The sequence below is a fragment of the Roseobacter cerasinus genome (genome assembly GCF_009811755.1).
Lineage (GTDB): Bacteria > Pseudomonadota > Alphaproteobacteria > Rhodobacterales > Rhodobacteraceae > Roseobacter > Roseobacter cerasinus.
Window position 1 is genome coordinate 318,142 of record NZ_BLIV01000001.1, and the last position, 21,248, is coordinate 339,389.

Genomic DNA, 21,248 nt, shown 5'->3' on the forward strand with positions numbered 1-21,248 from the left:
TCTAGCGTTCTTCACGGTGCTCGCGCTTCCGGCGCTTGCGCTCCGGTTCGGGAGGTGCGGCACAATACGGCTGCGCGCTGACCCAGCCTGCGATGTCGCGCCGCTTTGAGGCCACGCGCATTGGCCCCCAATCCGCCGCCACACCGCGCCATTTGCTGTCACGCCCCGAAATCACCCCATCACGGGGCACGGTCACCGCCATGATGCGGATTGCGCAACTGAGATTATCGCCACCATCTTTCAGCGCCTCACCGCTTCCAGCCCGGCAGCCATAGCCGCGCGCCGTAGCGGGCAGGATCTGCAAAAGGCCGTACCAGCGGCCCCCGCCACCCACAGCCCAGGGTTTGTAAGTGCTTTCATGCTTGGCCAGCGCCGACATGAACCCGACCCAGAAGGCTTCACGCCCCACCTGCCCCGCCGCCTCATAGTAAGGGCACCACTCGGTGATATCACCGGGCACCGTCTCCACCAGCGCACGCCCATGGGTGCGCAACGCCTGCAGGGCCGCAGCATGCCACAGCCTGTGGTTTTCCATGTGGCTCCACCGCATGCGCGGAAAGAGCTGCGGCGTCTCAGGCGAATCGTTGGCCTGCGTCAATGTGGGGGCGGCGACGGCCACCACAGCGGCGAAGAGGAGCGTGGACAGTCTCATCATCCGGCCTCTATGCGCCGACTCACTTGGTCTGTGCAAGGGCGGGCCAAGCGGTTGCGCGGGCCTTGGCGCAACCTTCGCGGGAAGTATCTGACCGTCCTGCCTGAATATCAGTACGTGCGTCATCCTGTCTTCCCGCAGGGCGGGAAACAATGACATATTTTCGTGCTGGCGTCATTTTTTAGCCTTAAAACCCGGGCAATAAGCACAAGTAGCGGGGCCAACAAACGTTTGAGCAATCACTTGCGCGCAGACAGCGCCACAAGGCGGCGATTGTAACCTGTCTGTGGTCTTGCAGCGCGGTCGGGTCGAAAGCGGCACCGGATGGCTGTGAGGGAAGGGTATCGACATGGGAGACGAGGCATCATGAGCAATATTCCAGCAGACGCAGCACATTGGGACAGCGGCGATTGGATCGACTGGCATCGGCAAGCTGCCCCACCGCAGCACACAAGCGCGCCCTGTGCGGCTCCATCCGACGACCCGCAGGCACGGTTGCACAGCCTTCATCTGCGGATGATCCAATGCGCGCGCGCCTATCATGAGCTGACAGGGCTGCACCTGCCCATCTATGAAGGGATCGCCCGCATTCACGCGGCCATCGCCTTTGACCTTCCGGCATCAGACCCGGTGCAGGGAGAGTATGATCTGGACGCCGCCCAGATCATCACACTGGCGCCCGGCGGGCCGCATGACATTATCACCGTCGATCTGTCGCAACCCTTCTGCTGCCTCATCGTCGTGCGGATCAACGAGGACTTCAGCAGCGAGGCCCGCATGATGCCGCGCAAACGCTTGCCCGATCAGGCAGATCGCAGCATCGACCTGCGCTGGCGCGACATGCCGACCGCCCGCTAAAGCGCTCAAGCGGCAGGGCTTGCAGCAAGCCCTGCGCTGCCCTAAACCCCTCGGACACGCCGACCTGCCTGACGAGGGACCCGATGCTTGACCTGACCTACGACACCCCCGAGCCCAAAGTGATTGCGGGCGCCAAACATGACTGGGAACTGGTTATCGGCATGGAGGTGCACGCGCAGGTCACGTCAAAGGCGAAACTCTTCTCTGCCGCCTCCACCAAATTCGGGGCTGAACCCAACAATAACGTCTCTTTCGTGGATGCGGCGATGCCCGGCATGTTGCCCACGATCAATGAATTCTGCGTGGAACAGGCCGTGCGCACCGGTCTGGGGCTGAAGGCGGCGATCAACCTGACCTCCGCCTTCGACCGCAAGAATTATTTCTACCCCGACTTGCCGCAGGGCTATCAGATTTCGCAGCTCTACCACCCCATCGTCGGCGAGGGTGAGGTGCTGGTTGAGATGGGCGACGGGACGGCGCGGCTCGTGCGGGTCGAACGCATTCACCTGGAACAGGACGCGGGGAAGAGCATCCACGACATGGACCCGAACATGTCCTTCGTGGACCTCAACCGCACCGGCGTGGCGCTGATGGAGATTGTCAGCCGCCCCGACATTCGCGGCCCCGAAGAAGCCGCCGCCTATGTGGCCAAGCTGCGCCAGATCCTGCGGTACTTGGGCACCTGCGACGGCAATATGCAGAACGGCAACCTGCGCGCCGACGTAAACGTCTCAATCTGTCGCCCCGGCGACTACGAGAAGTATCAGGCAACGCAGGATTTCAGCCATCTGGGCACCCGCTGCGAAATCAAGAACATGAACTCCATGCGGTTCATCCAACAAGCCATCGACGTCGAGGCGCGGCGGCAAATCGCCATTGTTGAGGCAGGCGGCACAGTTGATCAGGAAACCCGGCTCTACGACCCGGACAAGAACGAGACTCGCTCCATGCGCTCCAAGGAAGAGGCGCATGACTATCGCTACTTCCCCGATCCCGACCTTCTGCCGCTGGAAATCGAGCAGGCCTGGGTTGATGACATCGGGGCCAACTTGCCCGAACTGCCCGATGCCAAGAAGGCACGATTCATCGCGGATTTCGGCTTGAGCGATTATGACGCGAGCGTCCTGACCGCCGATTTGGACAGCGCCGGGTACTTCGAAGCGGTGGCCAAGGGCCGCGACGGCAAGATGGCCGCGAACTGGGTGATCAATGAGCTGTTTGGGCGTCTGAAAAAGGACGACACCGACATCACCGACAGCCCCGTCTCACCGGCACAACTGGGTGGTGTGATTGATCTGATCGCCTCCGATGCCATCTCCGGCAAAATCGCCAAGGAGCTCTTCGAGATCGTCTACACCGAAGGCGGGGACCCGGCCGAGATCGTCGAGGCGCGCGGCATGAAGCAGGTCACCGACACCGGCGCCATCGAGGCCGCTGTCGATGAAATCATCGCCGCGAACCCCGATCAGGTGGCCAAGGCGCAAGAGAACCCCAAGCTGGCAGGCTGGTTCGTCGGTCAGGTGATGAAGGCCACGGGCGGCAAAGCCAATCCGAAAGTCGTGAACCAGCTGGTGTCGCAAAAGCTTAAAGGCTGACGCCCCTCACAGCGGAGGCCGAGCCATGGCCAAATATCAATACAGGGTGATCCCCGCCCCCAATCGTGGCATCAAGGCCAAGGGCCTAAAGACGCCCGAAGCACGCTTTGCCCACACCGTCGAAGGCCTGATGAATGAGATGGCCGCGGACGGCTGGGAGTACCAGCGCGCCGAGGCGTTACCATCTGTCGAGCGCTCTGGTTTGACCTCAACGACAACCACGTGGCGCAACCTGCTGGTGTTTCGCAAACCTGTGAGCGACGAGCCCTCGGATAGTTTCATGCCCGACGCAACCACCCTCCGCGCCGAGCCTCAACTGACAACGTCGGACCCGGCAAGCAAAGATGCCGCCACGCGGCCCTCCGAAGTCCCGGACGGCGCCAAGACACCTCCTGCGCCCGAAGAGCTGTCTGACACGCCAAAAAACGAAAAATCCGAATCCTAGGCCAGCGGTCTAAGCGTCCACATCCAGCGCCAAGGCGTGGATGTCCGCGATCAGTTTCGGCCCCAGGGCCGCGTGGATCGCACGATGTCGCGCAACGCGGTTCATGTCCTTGAACTCCGCTGCGCGGATGGCCACGTTGAAGTGGCTTTCGCCGCCCTCCGGATAGCCCGCGTGGCCACGATGACTTTCGCTATCGTCCACGACCTGAAGTTCACGCGGTGAAAACGCTTCGCGCAACCGGTCCTCAATCTGCTGACGTTTAGACATTTTTTTGCTGATGCCTCTTTCCTCTTTCAGCCTGCAGTTTAAACTAGGCCGCCTCAACTCGTATAGGTGTCAATATGTCCAAACCTGATCCTTTCGGATTCGATATGTCTGTTTCTTCGTCCAAGAAGAAGAATCCGCGCGGTCGGCGCGGGATGTCCGGTGCGTCCGAGACATCGACACGGATCTGCGACAAGGACGGGTGCAACAAGCCGGGCAAATACCGCGCACCGAAGGCACCGGACGTGCTGGATGACTTCTATTGGTTCTGTCAGGAGCATGTGCGCGAGTATAATCTGAAGTGGAATTTCTTCGACGGCACCACCGAGGCAGAGTTGAACGCCCAGATGTCGAAAGACAAGGTGTGGGAGCGCGCGACAAAACCGCTCGGCGACCCCGAAGCGCGTGCCTGGGCGCGTCTGGGCATCGAGGACCCGCATCAGGTGCTGGGCGCCAATGCCACGCAGAACCCCGGGCGGGGCGGTGGCGCGGGCCGACGCCTGCCCCCAACCGAGCGCCGCGCGCTGGAGATCCTAGAGGCCAAGGACACATGGACCAAGCCCGAGGTGCGCAAGGCTTACAAGGCGCTGATCAAGGTGCTGCACCCCGACATGAACGGCGGAGACCGCAGCCAGGAAGAGCAACTGCAGGAGGTTGTCTGGGCCTGGGATCAGATCAAGGGCAGCCGCAATTTCAAGGACTGATGGCTTACGCTTTTGTCCAACTGGACCGCCCCCTTTCCCTTGCGCCTGCTCCATATATGTTGCACCAGAAGGGCCGGGCCTAGGCGGGTCCCATTTCTCAGTTTTGTATAGGGGTGACACCTCATGGCCGACGGCGCATTGGACATCAACATGAAGCCCACCGAAGAGATCCACGTCCGCGACGTCTTTGGCATCGACACGGATATGGTTGTGAAGGGCTTCGCTGACCGCAGCGACCGCGTGCCCGAGCTGGACACCACCTATAAGTTCGACCCGGACACGACCCTCGCGATCCTGGCGGGCTTTGCGCATAACCGCCGCGTGATGATCCAGGGCTATCACGGCACGGGCAAATCGACGCACATCGAACAGGTGGCCAGCCGTCTGAACTGGCCCGCCGTGCGTGTGAACCTCGACAGCCACATCAGCCGGATCGACCTGATCGGCAAAGATGCAATCAAGCTGAAAGACGGCAAGCAGGTCACCGATTTTCAGGAAGGCATCCTGCCCTGGGCGCTGCGCAACCCCACGGCTATTGTCTTTGACGAATACGACGCGGGCCGCGCGGATGTGATGTTCGTGATCCAGCGCGTGCTGGAGGTGGACGGCAAGCTGACCCTGCTCGACCAGAACCAGGTGATCACACCGCACCCCTACTTCCGCATCTTCGCCACGGCCAACACCGTGGGCCTGGGCGACACAACGGGCCTCTACCACGGCACCCAACAGATCAACCAGGGTCAGATGGACCGCTGGTCGCTGGTCGCGACGCTGAACTATCTCAGCATCGATGCGGAAACCGCGATCGTCCTGTCCAAGAACCCGCACTACAACACCGAAAAAGGCCGCAAGATCGTCAAGCAGATGGTAACCGTGGCCGACCTCACCCGCACGGCCTTCATGAACGGCGACCTGTCAACGGTGATGTCGCCCCGAACGGTCATCGCCTGGGCGCAGAACGCCGAGATCTTCCGCAACGTGGGCTACGCCTTCCGCCTGTCCTTCCTCAACAAATGCGACGAGCTGGAGCGGCAGACGGTCGCCGAATTCTACCAGCGCCTGTTCGACGAGGAACTCCCAGAGAGTGCCGCGAGTGTGAGCTTGGGGTAAGTTGGTGCGCTCGAAGTGTTCTTTGGCGACAGCCGCTGCAATGGTGTTATTAACAACCGCCTGCACACCAACGCCTCCTCCGGTCGAACCCAAAATAGTTGTACGGCCTCTAAAGGAAGATATGAATGAAGGGCGGCTCAACGACTACGAGCAGTTTTCCCGTTGCGCAGGGCTGTATCGCTTTCACTCGTGGTTGACCTCGGGAGAGGCTGCGAGGCTGCAACCAGAACTCATGAATGTGACGGTTGTAAATGCGCAGGCATCGCAACACGCTCAAACCTTGGCGGCCCATGAGCTAGTCGACACCGATGCTCAAAAAAAAGACATTGAACTAGCAAATCGCACGGCTGATCGAAATACTGACGCGTATTTCCATAGTTACTTGGTGTTCGTAGGTGTACACGCAGCAGCGCGTGAAAAGGCCGGCAAAACTGTAGTAGCGCCCGCTATATTGGAACAAGATGCCAAAACCTGCCGAAATGTCTTGTCGAAGGGAACCAAAAAACGTGCAAGTTAGACTTCCACTGACGTCTGGAAACAGTCCGCTGTTTCCATAAACTGACAAGGAACCGCGACAAGCAAAGCGGTCTTCACCGATCTAGCAAACGTAGGCAACAAACAGCACTCGCCCAAAAGCAACCACCGACGATCTAAACAAGGCGGCTCATGAGCAAACCTTCCGACAACCCCGCAGACGCCTTCAAAAAAGCCCTTGGTGAGGCCACCAAAGTGATGGCCAATGACCCGGAGCTGTCGGTCTCCTATTCGGTCGATCCGGCAGGGCTGTCGGGGGATGCAATGCGCTTGCCGCAGGTCAGCCGTAGGATGACGCGGGATGAGGTGCTGCTGGCGCGTGGCACAGCGGACGCGCTGGCGCTCAACCGCCGCTATCACAACGGGCAAACGCACGCGAAGTACCAGCCGCAGGGCGATATGGCGCGGGACCTCTATGAGGCGATGGAGACCGCGCGCTGCGAGGCTATGGGCGCGCGAGACATGCCCGGCACCGCCGGCAACATCGACGCCAAGATTGCCCATGAGGCGATGCGCAAGGGCTATGACCAGGTCACACAGGCCGCCGACGCACCGCTGGCCACGGCCGCGGGCTATCTGATCCGCCATCTGGCCACCGGTCGCGATCTGCCCTCCGGGGCACAGAACGTGATGGAGCTCTGGCGCGGGTTCATCGAAGAGCAATGCGGCGGCACGCTGGACAATCTGGACGAAACGCTGAGTGATCAGGCTTCTTTTGCTAAACTGGCGCGGCAGTTGATTTCCGACCTTGGGTACGGCGATCAGCTGGGCGACGACCCCGACCAGATCGAAGAGGATCAGGAAGACGAGGCTGAAGAGGGCTCTGACGACGAGTCCGAACCCGACAGCACCGGTCAAGACGATCAGGACGAGGAAGAGGCGGAGGGCTCGCCAGAGCAGTCTCAGGAAGAGCAGCAGGACGCGAGCCAGGCCCAGGTCTCCATGGACGACATGGCCGATCAGGAGATGGGCGACGAGGCTGAGATGCCCGAGGGTGAGGCGCCGATGGAGCCGCCTGCCCCGCCGCAAGCTTCGGATGCGGATCCGAATTATCTGGTCTATATGTCCGACCATGATGAGGAGATCGGCGCCGAGGAATTGGCGGAACCGATTGAGCTGGAGCGCCTGCGCGCCTATCTCGACCAGCAGTTGGAGCCCTTGAAGGGCGCCGTGAGCCGGTTGGCGAACAAGCTGCAGCGGCGGTTGCAGGCGCAGCAGAACCGATCCTGGGAATTCGATCTGGAGGAGGGCATGCTCGATGCGGGCCGTCTGGCGCGGGTTGTGGCCAACCCGACGACGCCGCTGTCTTTCAAGGTCGAGAAAGACACTGATTTTCGGGATACGGTGGTGACACTGCTGCTCGACAACTCTGGGTCCATGCGCGGGCGACCGATTTCGATTGCGGCGATCTGCGCGGATGTGTTGGCCCGCACGCTGGAGCGGTGCAACGTGAAGGTCGAGATTCTCGGCTTCACCACGCGGGCCTGGAAGGGTGGGCAGGCGCGGGAGGCCTGGCTCAATGACGGGCGACCACAACAGCCCGGGCGGCTGAATGATCTGCGCCACATCATCTACAAGTCCGCTGATGCGCCCTGGCGACGGACCCGGCCCAATCTGGGGCTGATGATGAAGGAAGGCCTGCTGAAAGAAAACATCGACGGTGAGGCGCTGGAATGGGCGCACCGGCGCATGCTGATGCGCGGTGAGGCGCGCAAGATCCTGATGGTGATTTCCGATGGGGCGCCGGTGGATGACAGCACGCTGTCAGTCAACCCGGCGAACTATCTGGAGAAGCACCTGCGCGATGTGATCGCTATGGTCGAGAAACGCCGGGCGGTCGAGCTGCTGGCCATTGGGATCGGGCATGATGTGACGCGGTACTATGATCGGGCGGTCACGATCACGGATGTGGACCAGCTGGCGGGTGCGATGACCGAACAGCTGGCTGCGCTTTTTGACAGTGATCCGCGGGCGCGGGCGCGGGTTATGGGCATGAAGCGCGCAGGCTGAGAGCGACCCTCCGGGGGGCATATTTGTCGGAACAATGAAGGGGGCCGGACATGTTTCAATCCTTTGAGGTGACGGCACGGCCTGAACAGGGGCCGCCCCGGCTGAAAGCCCTACGCGAGGCCATGCAGGCCGAGGGGCTCGACGGGTTTCTCGTGCCACGCGCCGATGCACATCAGGGGGAGTATGTGGCGCCGCGCGATGAGCGTTTGGCCTGGCTCACCGGGTTTACCGGCTCAGCCGGGTTCTGTGCCGTGCTGTCGCAGGTTGCAGGCGTGTTCATTGACGGGCGCTACCGGACGCAGGTCAAGGCGCAGGTCGCAGATGTCTATACGCCGGTCGCCTGGCCCGAGACCGGGCTTGGACCGTGGTTGATCGAACAGTTGCCGGATGGCGGCACGGTCGGCTTTGACCCCTGGCTCTACAGCGCGGGGCAAATTCAGGCGCTGCAAAAGGCGCTGGAGGGCAGCGGTGTTGTGCTGCGGGTTTCGGACAATCTGGTGGATCGGGTCTGGAGCGACCAACCGGACCCGCCAATGGGGGCTGTAAAGGTCCATCCGCTGGAGTTCGCCGGTGAGCCGCACGCGGCCAAGCGGGCCCGGTTGGCGGAGACGCTGAAACAGGAGGGGCAGCGGTCTGCCCTGATCACCCTGCCGGATTCGCTCTGTTGGCTTCTGAACATCCGCGGCTCCGACATTCCGCGTAACCCGGTGGCACATGGGTTTGCCATTCTGCATGACATCGGCACCGTCGATCTTTTCATGGATGCAGCGAAGCTGATAGACGTGGGCGACCATCTCGGTCCGGATGTGACGGTGCACGACCCCGATGCGCTTGGCGGCACGGTCGACCAATTGGCGGGACCCGTGCGCGTGGACCGGGACACGGTGCCCTATGTTCTGGCCGAGCGATTGGGGGACCGGGCTGCCTTTGGCAGTGATCCCTGCGCGGTGCCCAAAGCCTGCAAGAACCCGGCAGAGATTGCGGGGGCTGCGGCCGCACATCTGCGGGACGGGGCCGCTGTGGTGGAACTGCTGGCCTGGCTTGATGCCCAGCCCATCGGAAGTCTGAAGGAGACGCAGGTGGTGACCCGGCTGGAGCAGTTGCGCCGTTTCGACAACGCGCTGCAGGGCATCAGCTTCGAGACCATTGCAGGCACCGGCCCAAACGGTGCGATCATGCACTATCGCGTGACCGAAGAGACCGACAGCACGCTCGAAGATGGGCAGCTGATCGTGCTCGACAGTGGCGGCCAATACCTTGACGGCACCACCGATATCACCCGCACCATCGCCATCGGGACACCACCCCAAGAGGCCTGCGCGGCGTTCACGCGGGTGTTGCAGGGCATGATCGCGATGAGCCGCCTGCGCTGGCCGCAGGGGCTGGCCGGGCGCGACATCGAGGCCATCGGGCGCATGCCGCTCTGGCTGGCGGGGCAGGACTTTGACCATGGGTTGGGGCATGGGGTCGGTGCTTATCTGAGCGTGCATGAGGGGCCGCAACGGCTGAGCCGGGCGAGCCATGTGCCGATCAAGCCCGGCATGATCCTGTCGAATGAACCGGGGTATTACCGCGAGGGCGCCTTCGGCATTCGCATTGAAAACCTGATTGTGGCACAGGAGGCGCCGCCGCTGCCGGGCGGCGATGATCACCGCAAGATGCTCAATTGGCGCACGCTGACCTTTGCGCCCATTGACCAGCGGCTGATCGTGACGGACATGCTCACTCCAGCAGAGCGCGACTGGTTGAACAGCTACCACGCTGAGGTTGCAGAAAAAATCGGCCCGCGCCTATCGTCCGGCGCAAAAACATGGTTGGATGCCGCGGTGGCGCCGATCTGACAGCGGATCGGCGTTGTCGTTCTGTTACACGCAGGGCGGATAGAGACACCAGGGGGAAACGCAACCATGGCAGATCACATCACAATCCGGAAGGCGGATGGCACATGGAGCGTGCGCGCAGGCGGTGCCGTCCTGGGCGAAAGCTCGGACGCGCTGGAGTTGACCGAAGGTGACTATCCGCCGGTGATCTACTTCCCCCGCAGTGACATCGCGATGGCGTTTCTGGACCAGACGGAGAAACGCTCGCACTGCCCACATAAGGGCGACGCCAGTTATTTCTCGGTTGTGACCAAAAGCCAGACGCTGGTTGATGTGGCCTGGTCTTATGAGACCCCGAAAGAAGGTGTTGCGCGCATCAAGGACCATCTGGCCTTCTACACGACCGGCGATGTTACGGTGGAGCAGCTGTAGGTCGAGCCACGCCGGGGGCCACCTTGCGAGCACGGAGAGGTGCAGGTGCTGTTCAGGAGTGCTCTTCAGCCGCCGTTGCAGCCAGCGCGCGATTGTAAACCTTCAGCGCATCCACATGGAACAAGGCCCCTTGCAGCTCGGGCGGTGCGGCGTCGGTGCTCAGGGTGACAACGGGGATGAAGCGCACGCCGGTCTCAAACATCGGCATGGCCGATTCCAGTGTTGCGTTGCTGTCGATGTAGACGCCCTCTTTGATCATCTCCCAGCACAGATGTTCCTGCGCGGCCTGCTCATGATCCATGGGGCGCATAACCGGCCCCACCCGGAACATGGCCAGAAGGTAGGCCTGCGGCCCGGCAGCAAGGTGAATGCCCCGACGCTCCAGCTGGGTGAGGAAAAAGCTGCGATCCACCAGCCGGGAAGCCAGAGCCGTCGACATCGACACTGCGACCATCACCGCCAGCCCGGTCTGCCAGTCGCCGGTCAGTTCAAAGACAATCAGAGTGGTGGAGATCGGCGCCCCCAACACTGCCGCCGCCACCGCCCCTGTACCCGCCAGCGCATAAAGCGAGATCGATCCTGATACATCCGGGAAAATACCCGTGGCGATCAGCCCGAAGCTCAGCCCCGTCAGCGCGCCCACCATCAGTGACGGCGAAAACACCCCGCCTCCCATACGGCCCGCCATGGTGATGGCCACAGCGATGGCCTTGAGCACGGCAAAGATGACTGCCTCATGCAGCATCAACTGGCCGTCCATGGCCAGGAACGTCGTCTCGTAACCCACACCAATGATATGCGGGAACCAGATCGCGATGGTGCCCAGCATGGCACCTGCGATGGCCGGACGCAGCCAGCGGGGTATGCCCGTCTGGCGCTGCACCCTGGTGCCGAAATCATCCGCCCAGAAGATCGCCTTCATGAAGGCCACGGCGACCAAGCCACAGACCAGACCGAGGAGGAGATAGGCGGGCATTTCCTGATAGAACTGCACCTCGTTCACGGTGGTCAGGCTAAACTCGGTCACCCCGCCGAACTCCAGCCGGTTGATCACGGTGCCCGCCGCACTGGCGATCACGATGGGGGCGAAGGCGTGCACCGCAAAGTGGCGCAACACCACCTCCAGAGCAAAGAGCGCGCCCGCAATCGGCGCGTTGAAGCTGGCCGAGACAGCAGCAGCCACAGCACAGCCCAGAAGGTCGCGCCCGGTGATCCCATCCGCATGGATGCGGCGGTTGACCCAGGTGGAGATCACCGCGGCCAGGTGCACAACCGGCCCCTCTCGACCCGTTGATCCGCCCGTGCCCAGCGTGATCATCGACGCCAGCGCCGAGGCCAGCCCCGCCCGCGTCTCAACCCGCCCGTCGTGCATGGCGGCCCCGTGGATCACATCGGCCACCGAGCGAGCACGCGCATCCTTGGTGAAAAAGTGCAGGATCAGGCCAACCACAAGCCCGCCACAGATCGGGATGATCAGCACCAGATACCACGGCAGGGATTCCGCAAAGCTGTGCAACAGCCGCACGTCCTCGGTGCCGTAGAGGTAGGTCTGCAGCGCATTCACACCCTTGCGGAAGAACAGCGCTGCAAAACCCGCTGCGATCCCGATCAGAAGCGCAATGAACCAGAACTGGATCTGTGTCGGCCCCCGGTGCCGCACCAGCCGCAGCCCATCCCGGCATCTGGTCAACGCCACATCAACTTGGTGGGAAAGGCGGGATCGGGGTGGGCGGGACATGCGGCTCAAACTCTGGCTACTATTGGTCTAGGTCAAGCGGCGCCGGGGGGAAAGGTCTTTGCGCCCCTCATCCGGCCAAGAGCGCGCGTGCAGCGCCGCGTGCCTCTTCGGTGATCGTATCGCCCGACAGCATCCGTGCGATTTCATCCACGCGATCGGGTTGGGGCAGAGGCACGACGGTCGAGGTGGTCATACCGTCGTTGACGTGCTTCTCAACGCGCCAATGATGCGCGCCAAGGGCGGCGACCTGTGGGGAATGGGTCACGACCAGCACCTGGCCCTCCGCTGCGATAGCCGACAGCCTGCGCCCCACCGCATCCGCCGTGGCGCCTCCGACCCCCCGGTCGATTTCATCGAAGATCATGGTGAGGCCGGATTGGTCCTTGGTCAGGCAGACCTTGAGCGCCAGCAAAAAGCGGCTGAGCTCGCCGCCCGAGGCGATCTTGTTCAACGGCCCGGCAGGTGCGCCGGGGTTTGTGGCCACGGTGAAAGCCACGGCATCCGTGCCGTCCGGGCCCGATGTGTCAGGTGTGATGCGGGTCTCGAAAACCGCCCGTTCCATCTTGAGCGGCGCAAGCTCGGTGGTCACGGCCCTGTCGAGACGTGTTGCCGCTTCGCAGCGGGCGGCGGTCAGATCCGCCGCAGCAGTGGTATAAGCCGCCCGCGCCACCTTGAGATCACTCCGCAACGCCGCCACATCTGCCGCGCCCGCATCAAGTGCTGCGAGTTTGCCGCGCAGCGTGTCCGCAAACCCGGCCAGGTCATCCGGCAGCACATCGTGTTTGCGCGCCAGCGCCCGGATCGCAAAAAGCCGCTCTTCAGTCTCTTCCAATTCCGTCGGGTCAAACGACAGGCCTTCGATGGCCGTGGACAACCCCGAGGTCGCCTCGTCCAGCTCCACCATCGCCCGCGAGAGGGCGGCCATGGGCGCCTCAAGGGTCCCCTCCGCCTGCTCAGCCGCCCCGTCCAGCCAACGCAGGGCCTCTCCCAAGGCTGTCTCTGCGCCTTGCTGGCCACCAAGGATCTCATAGGCGCGGATCACGTCGCTACGGATCCGCTCGGCCCCCTGCATGGCACGGCGACGTACGTCGAGCGCTGCCTCTTCGCCCGGCTCAGGCGAAAGATCATCCAGTTCCGCAACCGCGTGGCGCAGATAGTCCTCTTCCTCGCGGATCGCCGCCACGCGAGCCTCTGCCGCAGCCAGGGCCTTGGCCGCGCGCCCCTGCGCAGACCAGGCCGCGCGACAGGCAGAGCGCAAGTCGTCCAACCCACCAAAGGCGTCAAGGATCGCACGATGGCCACGCGTATTCAAAAGGCCCCGATCATCATGCTGGCCATGCAGCTCTACCAAGGTCTCGGACAACTGCCGCAACACCTCGCCGGAACAACGCCGGTCGTTGACCCAGGCGGTCTTGCGGCCATCGGCCGTGTTGACGCGCCGCAAGATCAACTCGTCATCAACGGGCAACCCGGCCTCTTCCAGAACGGCCCGCGCGGGGTGGCCTTCGGGCAGGTCGAACCAAGCGGTCACCTCCCCCTGCGCGGCCCCCTGCCGGACAAGATCCGCCCGTCCGCGCCAGCCCAGAACAAACCCCAGCGAATCCAATAAGATAGACTTGCCTGCACCGGTTTCTCCTGTCAGTACGTTGAGACCCGGCTGAAAGCTCAGCTCCAGCCGGTCGATGATCAGCATGTCCGTGATATCAAGCCCGCGCAGCATGACCGCCACCCGTCATGAGCATGGGATCAGAGCCATTCGCCCTTCACCGTCTGGCGATAGACCTGCCGCAACCAGCCGTCCCCCGCCGCCTCCAGCGTCAGCCCCTGACCGGTCAAAAGCGCAAAGCTGTCCTCATACCAATCGGTCGAGCGGTAGTTGAACCCAAGGATCGCACCCGCTGTCCGTGCTTCATCGGTCAGGCCCAGAGACAGGTAGGCTTCCACAAGCCGGTGCAGCGCCTCCGGCGTGTGAGTCGTGGTCTGGAAATCCTCCACCACCACGCGAAAGCGGTTGATCGCGGCGGTGTAGTGCCCGCGACGCAGGTAGTATCGCCCGATCTCCATCTCCTTGGCCGCGAGATGGTCGAAGGCCAGATCAAACTTGAGAATGGAGGAGCGTGCATAATCGCTCTCTGGATAGCGCTCGATCACTTCGCGCAGCGCTTGAAGCGCCTGGAAGGTCAGACCCTGATCGCGGCCCACCTCGTCAATCTGGTCATAATAGCTCAGCGCCAGAAGATATTGTGCGTAAGCCGCATCATCATCCTGCGGGTAAAAATCGATGAACCGCTGTGCGGCAGACCGGCTGTTTGGGTAATCCTGGTCCCGATGATAGGAAAACGCCTGCATGATCAGCGCGCGCCGCGCCCAATCGGAATAGGGGTAGAGACGCTCGATCTCCGAGAAAAAGAACGCAGCCTCTTCGGGCCGGCTGCGGTTCAATTCAAACTCGCCACGCTCGAAGATCTGTTCGGGCGAGAAAGTTTCAAGCGCGGCATCTTCAGGATTCAGAAACCCGCGATTGCCGCCGTTACCACAGCCCGCCAAAATCGCGGCCACCACAACTGCCATAACCACTGGTTTTCGCGACCCAGGCTTACTCATGCTCTGCCACCCTCGTTCCGTACCCCGACGCAGTGTCTTGACCACGCTTGAGTGGTCCTAGCACAGAAATCTGACATGCAAAACGCCCATTGCGCGCATTGTGAAGATCGGTGTTTGGGGTGGGCCACGTCACGTCGCGTGCGGCTAAATCGCGCGCAGCATTCGGGTCAGGCGACAGCCGGAATTTCATCCCAGACAAGGCCATAGCCCGGCAGCCGACCGGCTGTATTGCTGTCGCAGACAATCATGCGCGCCGCGCCTGGTGTCGCAAAAAGCTGCCGCAGCAAGGTGTTTGTCATCGAATGCCCCGCCCGAACACCGGTGTAATGACCGATGAGAGGTGCCCCCGCCAAGGCCAGATCGCCAAGCGCATCCAACATCTTGTGACGCACGGGCTCGTCCTGGTGGCGCAGACCACCCGGGCTGACCACGCGGTCGCCGTCGAAAACAACGGCATTTTCGCCCGATGCGCCACCCAAGGCCAGACCGTTGGCGCGCATCGCATCCACATCCGATTGACGGCAGAACGTCCGGCTATCGCAGAGTTCGCGTGCAAAGCTGCCGTTGTTCATAACCAGCGACTTTTTTTGGTGACCAATTGCGGTATCGGCAAAATCGATCTCGAAATCGATGCGGAGTGTATCCGCAGGCGCCAGCGTCGCACTTGCCTGACCATCGGTCACAGTGACCGGCTTCAACACTTCAAAGGCTCGAACGGGGGCCGCCAAAGTGCGCAGGCCACGCTGCATGATGCCACGCACAAAAGGTGCTGCGGATCCGTCGAGGATCGGAACTTCCGGCCCATCGATCTCAACCAGCGCGTTGTGCACGCCGCACCCTGCCAGCGCCGCCATGATGTGCTCCACCGTGGAGACTTGCAGACCAGCCGCGTTTTCAATCTTGGTGCATAGCGGGGAGCGCAATACCGCGTCCCAGCGCGCGGGGATCAGGCGATCACCGACAGCAATGTCCACGCGCGAGAACCAAATGCCGTGCTCCGCAGTTGCGGGCCGGATGGTGACCGTGGCCTTGTGACCCGTATGGAGACCGCAGCCGGAAAAGCTGATCGGCGATTTGATCGTTGTCTGCACAATTGCCCCACAAACCTCAGGACCTTTGGTCCCTGTTGGCATCCTAACTATGGACTGCCCCCTCAACCCTCAACTCAATCTTTGCAACGGTCTGAAACACTCCTGTTACATTTGAGCGCAAAGGCGCCGAAGTTACCCTAACTATTTGGCGCTAAAACAAAAAAGGGCCACAAGATTGCGGCCCTTTTTCGGCATTTCGTGAAGATATCAGTTCGCCTGACGCCGCAAAAATGCGGGAATTTCGATGCGATCCTGATCGGGGTCAGCCTGTTCCTGTGGTGCCTGCGCGGTCCGCTGTTGCTGAACCGGCGGCTGCTGGCGCGTTGCCGAGGGCGCACCGCCTTCGGCCTGACCGGTCATGCGGTTGATCAAGGAGTTGATCCCGAACCGCGGGCGCTCCCCCTGATCGGCCGGTGCCACCGCGGCGCGCTGCACAGGCTGCGGCGCGGCTTTTTGCGCAGCGGTCCGGAGACGTGCCATGGCTTCGGGCGACGGTGTGCCCGGTGCTGGCGCACGCGGCGCAACAAAGGCCTCAGGCTCGGCGGGTGCATCGACACGCGTCGGCTCGAAGGCCGCTACCTGAGGTTGATAGGCCGGCGCGGGCAGATCATCCTCAACCTCCGTTGGCGTCTCAAAGGCCACCTCGTCAGACTGGAACGGCTGATCCGCTTCCAGATCGCCAAAAAGGGAGGGTTCATCCGTCGTCTCTGCTGCGGCGTGGACCGGCTCCGCCTCATGCAGCGCGGCAACAGCGTTTTCAGGCTGCTCATCCTCAACTGCGGCGACGGGCGTCAACGGCTGCGACAGCGACCGGCGCGGCACCGGAATGTCCGTGTTCACATCCATGGCGTCGATGCCAGTCGCAACGACACTGACCCGCATGGTGCCGCCCATGTCCGTGTCGAGCGTCGAGCCCACAATGATGTTGGCATCCGGGTCCACCTCTTCGCGAATGCGGTTGGCCGCCTCGTCGAGTTCAAAGAGCGTGAGGTCGTGCCCACCGGTGATGTTGATCAGCACGCCTTTGGCGCCGCGCAGGCTGATTTCGTCCAGCAGCGGATTGGCAATCGCCTTCTCGGCAGCTTGAATGGCGCGATCTTCGCCGTCGGACTCGCCTGTGCCCATCATCGCCTTGCCCATTTCGTCCATCACGGCGCGCACGTCGGCAAAGTCGAGGTTGATCAGGCCGGGGCGCACCATCAGGTCGGTCACGCCTTTCACACCCTGATAGAGCACGTCATCCGCCATGGAGAAAGCTTCGGTGAAGGTGGTTTTTTCATTCGCCAGTCGGAAGAGGTTCTGGTTGGGGATGATGATCAGCGTGTCGACCACCTTTTGCAGCGACTCCACGCCATCCTCGGCCTGGCGCATCCGCTTGGCGCCTTCGAACTGGAAAGGTTTGGTCACAACGCCTACGGTCAGAACGCCCAACTCGCGTGCGGCCTGCGCGATGATCGGCGCAGCCCCTGTGCCCGTACCACCGCCCATCCCGGCGGTGATAAAGCACATGTGCGCGCCCGCAAGGTGATCGACAATCTGCTCGATGCTCTCTTCCGCCGCCGCCGCGCCCACGCTGGCCCGCGCCCCGGCGCCCAGCCCTTCGGTGACCTTGATGCCAAGCTGCACACGGTTGTCGGATTTGGCCTGCTGCAACGCCTGCGCATCGGTGTTCGCCACGACGAACTCAACCCCGTCGAGCTCTTTCTCGATCATGTTGTTGACCGCGTTGCCCCCGGCGCCCCCCACACCGAACACAGTGATCCGTGGTCTGAGGTCAGTTTGTCCGGGCATGGAAAGAGTAAGGGTCATTGGTATATCCGCCTGTGTTTTTGTCCCGCATTCGCGGGCTTTTTTGGGTGCCTATTCCGCCCCAAGACTACCTGCTGCATGCCGAAGCGTCACGCAAAAAACACACATCCACCACAAAATGTGGGTTGAAACGGCCTAAATACCCCTGAAGGCGGGGGGTATTGGCAAGATGTCGCGCAACCCTGCGCAGTGGACACAATGCAGCGCACAGCACTATGGGTCGCGGGCCAGGCCCGCGGCGCGCGAGTCGCGCTGAAATCTCGATATGCGGACGACTGCTCGACCGCCGTTGGGCCTCTGACGGGCCTTGAGAATTGAGTACCACGCCGAGCGCGGCGCGTCACCCCGTGATTCGTCTACCAGTTGTCGCGAAACCAGCGCACTGCGCGCTTGAGCGACCGGCTGGGGTAGCGTTCCGCCGGGATGTCGAAATCCCACCATTCGTCCTGTGGATGCGCGGCGAAGAGCGTCAGCCCCACCACCGAAGCAAAGCTCGGGCCTGTGGCCACCTGTGGCAAGCCATGCACCCGCAGGGGGCGCCCAAGCCGCACCTGCTGGCCCAGGATCTTGCTGGCCAGCCCATCCAACCCAGGGATCTGGCTGCCGCCACCCGTCAGCACGATCTGCTGGCTGGGCAGGTGGTCAAACCCGGCGGCGTCGAGCCGCGCGCGCACCTCTTCGAGGATCTCTTCGACACGCGGGCGCATGATGCCAATGACTTCCGCCCGGCTGGCAGTTCGGCGGTCATGCTCAAAATCGCCTGTGTCGCCGCCGATCTCGATCATCTCGCGGTCGTCCATACCGGTGGCGTGCACACCGCCGTGCATGGTCTTGATCCGTTCAGCCATGGCCATGGGCACCTGCAGGCCCATGGAAATGTCGCCTGTCACATGATCACCACCCATGCGCACAGAGTCCGCGTAGATCATGTGTTTCTTGATGAAGATCGACACGCTGGTCGCCCCGCCGCCAAGGTCGATGCAGGCCGCGCCCAGCTCCTGTTCATCCTCCACCAACGCCGCGATGCCGCTGACATAGGCCGAGGAGGCGATGCCCGCCAGCTCCAGATCGCAGCGCTTGATGCAATGCGCCAGATGTTGAATTGCGGCGCCATCAATCGTCAGCATATGCATATCGACCGAGAGCGCGTTGCCCAGTTGCCCACGTGGGTCACTGAGGCCAGAGCGGTGATCGAGCGCAAAATTCACCGGCTGCGCGTGCAGCACCTCACGCCCCGGGCCATAGTCGGGCACGTCACAGGCGGCCAGCACACGCGCCACATCCTGTTCATCGACGGCCTGCCCCTCAAGCGGGATCTGCGCATCCAGCCCGTAAGAGCGCGGGTCAGCGCCCGAAAAACAGGCAATGACGTGATCGACCCGGATATTGGCCATTTTCTGCGCGGCTTGCAGCGCGGTGCGGATCGCGCGCTCCGTCTCCTGCATGGCGCAGATCTCGCCAAAACGCACGCCGCGCGAGCGCGTCGTGGCAGCACCAATCACACGGAACTGCGACTGCCCGGCGAGCGAGCCAATCTCGCCCTCATCGCTCAGATCGCCCATGCCGTCAAAGCGCAGCACAAGACAGGAGATTTTCGAGCTGCCCACATCCAGAATCGCCACCACACCGCGTTGCATGGCCGCCTTGCGCATGTTCCGCATCTGGCGTTGGCGTTCGTATAAATCCATCATTTACTGCCCCGAGGTCTTTCTTATTTCCCACCACAGCGTGGCGGCCTGTTCACTCATCTGCACGGTCGGGCGCGCGCCCAGCCGCAAATCCACCCGCACCAGATCGCGCGCCAGCATGTCTTGTGCCGCATCCAGCGCGATCACCCGGTCCAGCGCCTCCACGGCGCCTTCCTCGGGCAGCAGGATGCGCTGCTGACGGTCGAGCACCACGTCCCACCGCCGTTCGCCCATGCGCACCAACCCGCGCAGGCGATCCCCCAGCGGGGCCGCCGCGCGGTAGAGATCCAGCGCCTCTTTCACCTGCGCCTCGGCACCCTTGCCCGCGATCACCATCAGGTCCGCCCGGTCGAGGCGTTTGTTGATCTTTCCCAGGTGCGCGCCGGTGATGTCGATCAAGGTCAGGCCTTTGGGGCTGCGCCAGATGGCCACCGGCGTGCGCGGCGTGACGTCGACCTGCAGGATGCCGCCCGGGCGAACCCGCACGCCCACCGATTTCACAGGCGGCAGCGCGGCAACCGTGTCGCGGATCTGCTGAAGGTTCAGATCAAAGGAGCTGACCGGGAAGTTCAGCGGCACCACTTCACGGATATCATCCGCCAGATCATCATCGTCGCCATCGATGCTCATCAGATGCACCATGAACTCGGGCCGCGTCTCGAAACTGGCGCGGGCTTCCGACACGGCCTCCCAGATGGTGTTGCGATTGCCCTCATCCGACAACCACCAGGTCGCCCCCCCCGCGATCAGCACCAACGGCAGGCCCGTGCGCAGCAAAAGCAGGAAAGCCGGCGTCAGCATCAATCGCTGCATGCGCCAGGCCCAGCGGGAGGGCGCAGGGTCGGAATAGGCCGGGGTGTGACGTCTCAGCGACCGCATAAGGCATCCTCCACCATCCAGGCGCAGAGCTGGCCAAAGCTCATCCCGCAAGCCTGTGCCTGTTCAGGGGTGAGCGAGGTTTCGGTCATGCCGGGTTGCGTGTTGGTCTCAAGCAGGATCAAGCCAGCGGCACCGCGTGTCTCGTCCCAGCGGAAGTCCGTGCGGCTGACCCCGCGACACCCCAGCGCCTGATGCGCGCGCAGCGCATAGTCCATGCAAAGGTCAAAGATGTCCTGCGGCACGTCGGCAGGGACCACGTGGCGCGAGCCGCCCGGCTTGTACTTGGCGTCGTAATCATACCAGCCGTCGGTGAGAATATCCGTCACGGTCAGCGCCCGGTCACCCAACACGGTCGTGGTCAACTCGCGCCCCGGCGCGAAGGTCTCGACCATGACTTCCTTGGGCATATCGGCAGAGAGCTGCGGCGGCCCATTCGCGCCGTCATGCACCAGATAGACGCCGACGGAGGAGCCTTCGTTGTTGGGTTTCACCACATAGGGCGGCGCCATCACGTGCCGCGTCCGCACCTCTGTCGACGCGGCAATCACGCTCTCCACCGTCGGCAACCCCGCCGCAGCGAAGGCCGCCTTGCTGCGCTGTTTGTCCATGGCGAGGGCGGAGGCCAGCACGCCGGAATGCGAATAGGGAATGCGCATCCATTCCAGCAACCCCTGTACGCAGCCATCCTCGCCCCAGCGGCCGTGCAGGCAGTTCAGCACCGCGTCGGGTTTCAGATCAGTCAGCACGGCGCAAAGGTCCGGGCCGGCATCAACCTCGGTGACCTCAAATCCTTCCCCGCGCAACGCGGCAGCACAGGCTCGCCCGCTCGACAGCGACACATCGCGCTCAGCCGAAGGGCCGCCCATCAATACCGCCACACGCTGGGGTGTCCTGCTCGACTGACCCACGCTGGTGCCTCATCTATCAGGCCGTTCCGGCCCTTGTTGTCTTGTTTGGGTCCGGCTGTTGCCGCCAGATCACCGCCTGTATCCTCGCCCGCAGTCTGCGGACACCA

Annotated in this window: 19 protein-coding genes; 9 read left to right on the forward strand and 10 right to left on the reverse strand. The window is 62.7% G+C overall.

Annotation, left to right across the window (positions count from 1 at the left end; all coding sequences use genetic code 11):
* Position 1: 1 nt before the first annotated feature.
* Positions 2–655: a transglycosylase SLT domain-containing protein gene (locus tag So717_RS01645; protein ID WP_159974466.1), complete on the reverse strand. Its 654-nt coding sequence runs from the start codon at positions 653–655 to the stop codon at positions 2–4.
* Positions 656–1,018: 363 nt separating this feature from the next.
* Here So717_RS01645 and So717_RS01650 point away from each other — a divergent pair, with 363 nt between their 5' ends.
* The 3 genes from So717_RS01650 to So717_RS01660 all read left to right on the forward strand — a co-directional run bounded on the left by So717_RS01650 (position 1,019) and on the right by So717_RS01660 (position 3,550).
* Positions 1,019–1,510 (forward strand): hypothetical protein, encoded by a 492-nt coding sequence (locus So717_RS01650; protein ID WP_159974467.1) that lies wholly within the window; start codon positions 1,019–1,021, stop codon positions 1,508–1,510.
* An 83-nt stretch (positions 1,511–1,593) separates the two neighbouring features.
* Positions 1,594–3,105, forward strand: coding sequence for an Asp-tRNA(Asn)/Glu-tRNA(Gln) amidotransferase subunit GatB (gene gatB / locus So717_RS01655; RefSeq protein WP_159974468.1), 1,512 nt, complete (start codon positions 1,594–1,596; stop codon positions 3,103–3,105).
* A 25-nt stretch (positions 3,106–3,130) separates the two neighbouring features.
* Entirely contained in the window at positions 3,131–3,550 is a 420-nt protein-coding gene (locus tag So717_RS01660; protein ID WP_159974469.1) for a DUF4177 domain-containing protein, read from the forward strand.
* A 9-nt stretch (positions 3,551–3,559) separates the two neighbouring features.
* On the opposite strand, the gene So717_RS01665 is transcribed toward So717_RS01660, so the two are convergent.
* The gene (locus So717_RS01665; protein WP_159974470.1) at positions 3,560–3,817 is read right to left on the reverse strand and encodes a BolA family protein; all 258 of its coding nucleotides are present in this window, start codon (positions 3,815–3,817) and stop codon (positions 3,560–3,562) included.
* Positions 3,818–3,891: 74 nt separating this feature from the next.
* Here So717_RS01665 and So717_RS01670 point away from each other — a divergent pair, with 74 nt between their 5' ends.
* The 6 genes from So717_RS01670 to So717_RS01695 all read left to right on the forward strand — a co-directional run bounded on the left by So717_RS01670 (position 3,892) and on the right by So717_RS01695 (position 10,424).
* Positions 3,892–4,518, forward strand: a complete 627-nt coding sequence (locus So717_RS01670) for a J domain-containing protein (RefSeq protein WP_159974471.1) — start codon at positions 3,892–3,894, stop codon at positions 4,516–4,518.
* A gap of 123 nt (positions 4,519–4,641) precedes the next feature.
* Positions 4,642–5,628, forward strand: a complete 987-nt coding sequence (cobS, locus tag So717_RS01675; RefSeq protein WP_159974472.1) for a cobaltochelatase subunit CobS — start codon at positions 4,642–4,644, stop codon at positions 5,626–5,628.
* Between the two features lie 40 nt (positions 5,629–5,668).
* A complete protein-coding gene (locus So717_RS01680) occupies positions 5,669–6,145 on the forward strand; it encodes a hypothetical protein (protein ID WP_238840598.1) in 477 nt (158 codons plus the stop codon).
* A 149-nt stretch (positions 6,146–6,294) separates the two neighbouring features.
* Positions 6,295–8,172 carry a cobaltochelatase subunit CobT gene (gene cobT, locus So717_RS01685; RefSeq protein ID WP_159974474.1) on the forward strand — a complete coding sequence of 626 codons (1,878 nt, stop codon included), beginning with the start codon at positions 6,295–6,297 and terminating at the stop codon, positions 8,170–8,172.
* Between the two features lie 50 nt (positions 8,173–8,222).
* On the forward strand, positions 8,223–10,013 hold the full coding sequence (locus So717_RS01690) for an aminopeptidase P family protein (protein ID WP_159974475.1): 1,791 nt from the start codon (positions 8,223–8,225) through the stop codon (positions 10,011–10,013).
* Between the two features lie 66 nt (positions 10,014–10,079).
* A complete protein-coding gene (locus tag So717_RS01695; protein ID WP_159974476.1) occupies positions 10,080–10,424 on the forward strand; it encodes a DUF427 domain-containing protein in 345 nt (114 codons plus the stop codon).
* A gap of 52 nt (positions 10,425–10,476) precedes the next feature.
* Here So717_RS01695 and So717_RS01700 read toward each other — a convergent pair whose 3' ends face one another.
* The 8 genes from So717_RS01700 to So717_RS01735 form a co-directional block, all read right to left on the reverse strand.
* Positions 10,477–12,162: a chloride channel protein gene (locus So717_RS01700; RefSeq protein WP_159974477.1), complete on the reverse strand. Its 1,686-nt coding sequence runs from the start codon at positions 12,160–12,162 to the stop codon at positions 10,477–10,479.
* Between the two features lie 67 nt (positions 12,163–12,229).
* Positions 12,230–13,882: a DNA repair protein RecN gene (gene recN / locus So717_RS01705; RefSeq protein WP_159974478.1), complete on the reverse strand. Its 1,653-nt coding sequence runs from the start codon at positions 13,880–13,882 to the stop codon at positions 12,230–12,232.
* Positions 13,883–13,908: 26 nt separating this feature from the next.
* Positions 13,909–14,766 carry an outer membrane protein assembly factor BamD gene (locus tag So717_RS01710; protein WP_159974479.1) on the reverse strand — a complete coding sequence of 286 codons (858 nt, stop codon included), beginning with the start codon at positions 14,764–14,766 and terminating at the stop codon, positions 13,909–13,911.
* Between the two features lie 167 nt (positions 14,767–14,933).
* Positions 14,934–15,857 (reverse strand): UDP-3-O-acyl-N-acetylglucosamine deacetylase, encoded by a 924-nt coding sequence (gene lpxC / locus So717_RS01715; RefSeq protein WP_159974480.1) that lies wholly within the window; start codon positions 15,855–15,857, stop codon positions 14,934–14,936.
* A gap of 207 nt (positions 15,858–16,064) precedes the next feature.
* A complete protein-coding gene (gene ftsZ / locus So717_RS01720; protein WP_159974481.1) occupies positions 16,065–17,666 on the reverse strand; it encodes a cell division protein FtsZ in 1,602 nt (533 codons plus the stop codon).
* Between the two features lie 356 nt (positions 17,667–18,022).
* A complete protein-coding gene (gene ftsA, locus So717_RS01725; RefSeq protein ID WP_174238976.1) occupies positions 18,023–19,357 on the reverse strand; it encodes a cell division protein FtsA in 1,335 nt (444 codons plus the stop codon).
* On the reverse strand, positions 19,358–20,233 hold the full coding sequence (locus So717_RS01730) for a cell division protein FtsQ/DivIB (RefSeq protein ID WP_159974482.1): 876 nt from the start codon (positions 20,231–20,233) through the stop codon (positions 19,358–19,360). It lies immediately after the preceding gene.
* Positions 20,221–21,099, reverse strand: a complete 879-nt coding sequence (locus tag So717_RS01735) for a D-alanine--D-alanine ligase (protein WP_438810629.1) — start codon at positions 21,097–21,099, stop codon at positions 20,221–20,223. Before So717_RS01735 ends, So717_RS01730 begins: the two co-directional genes overlap by 13 nt.
* Positions 21,100–21,248 lie beyond the last annotated feature (149 nt).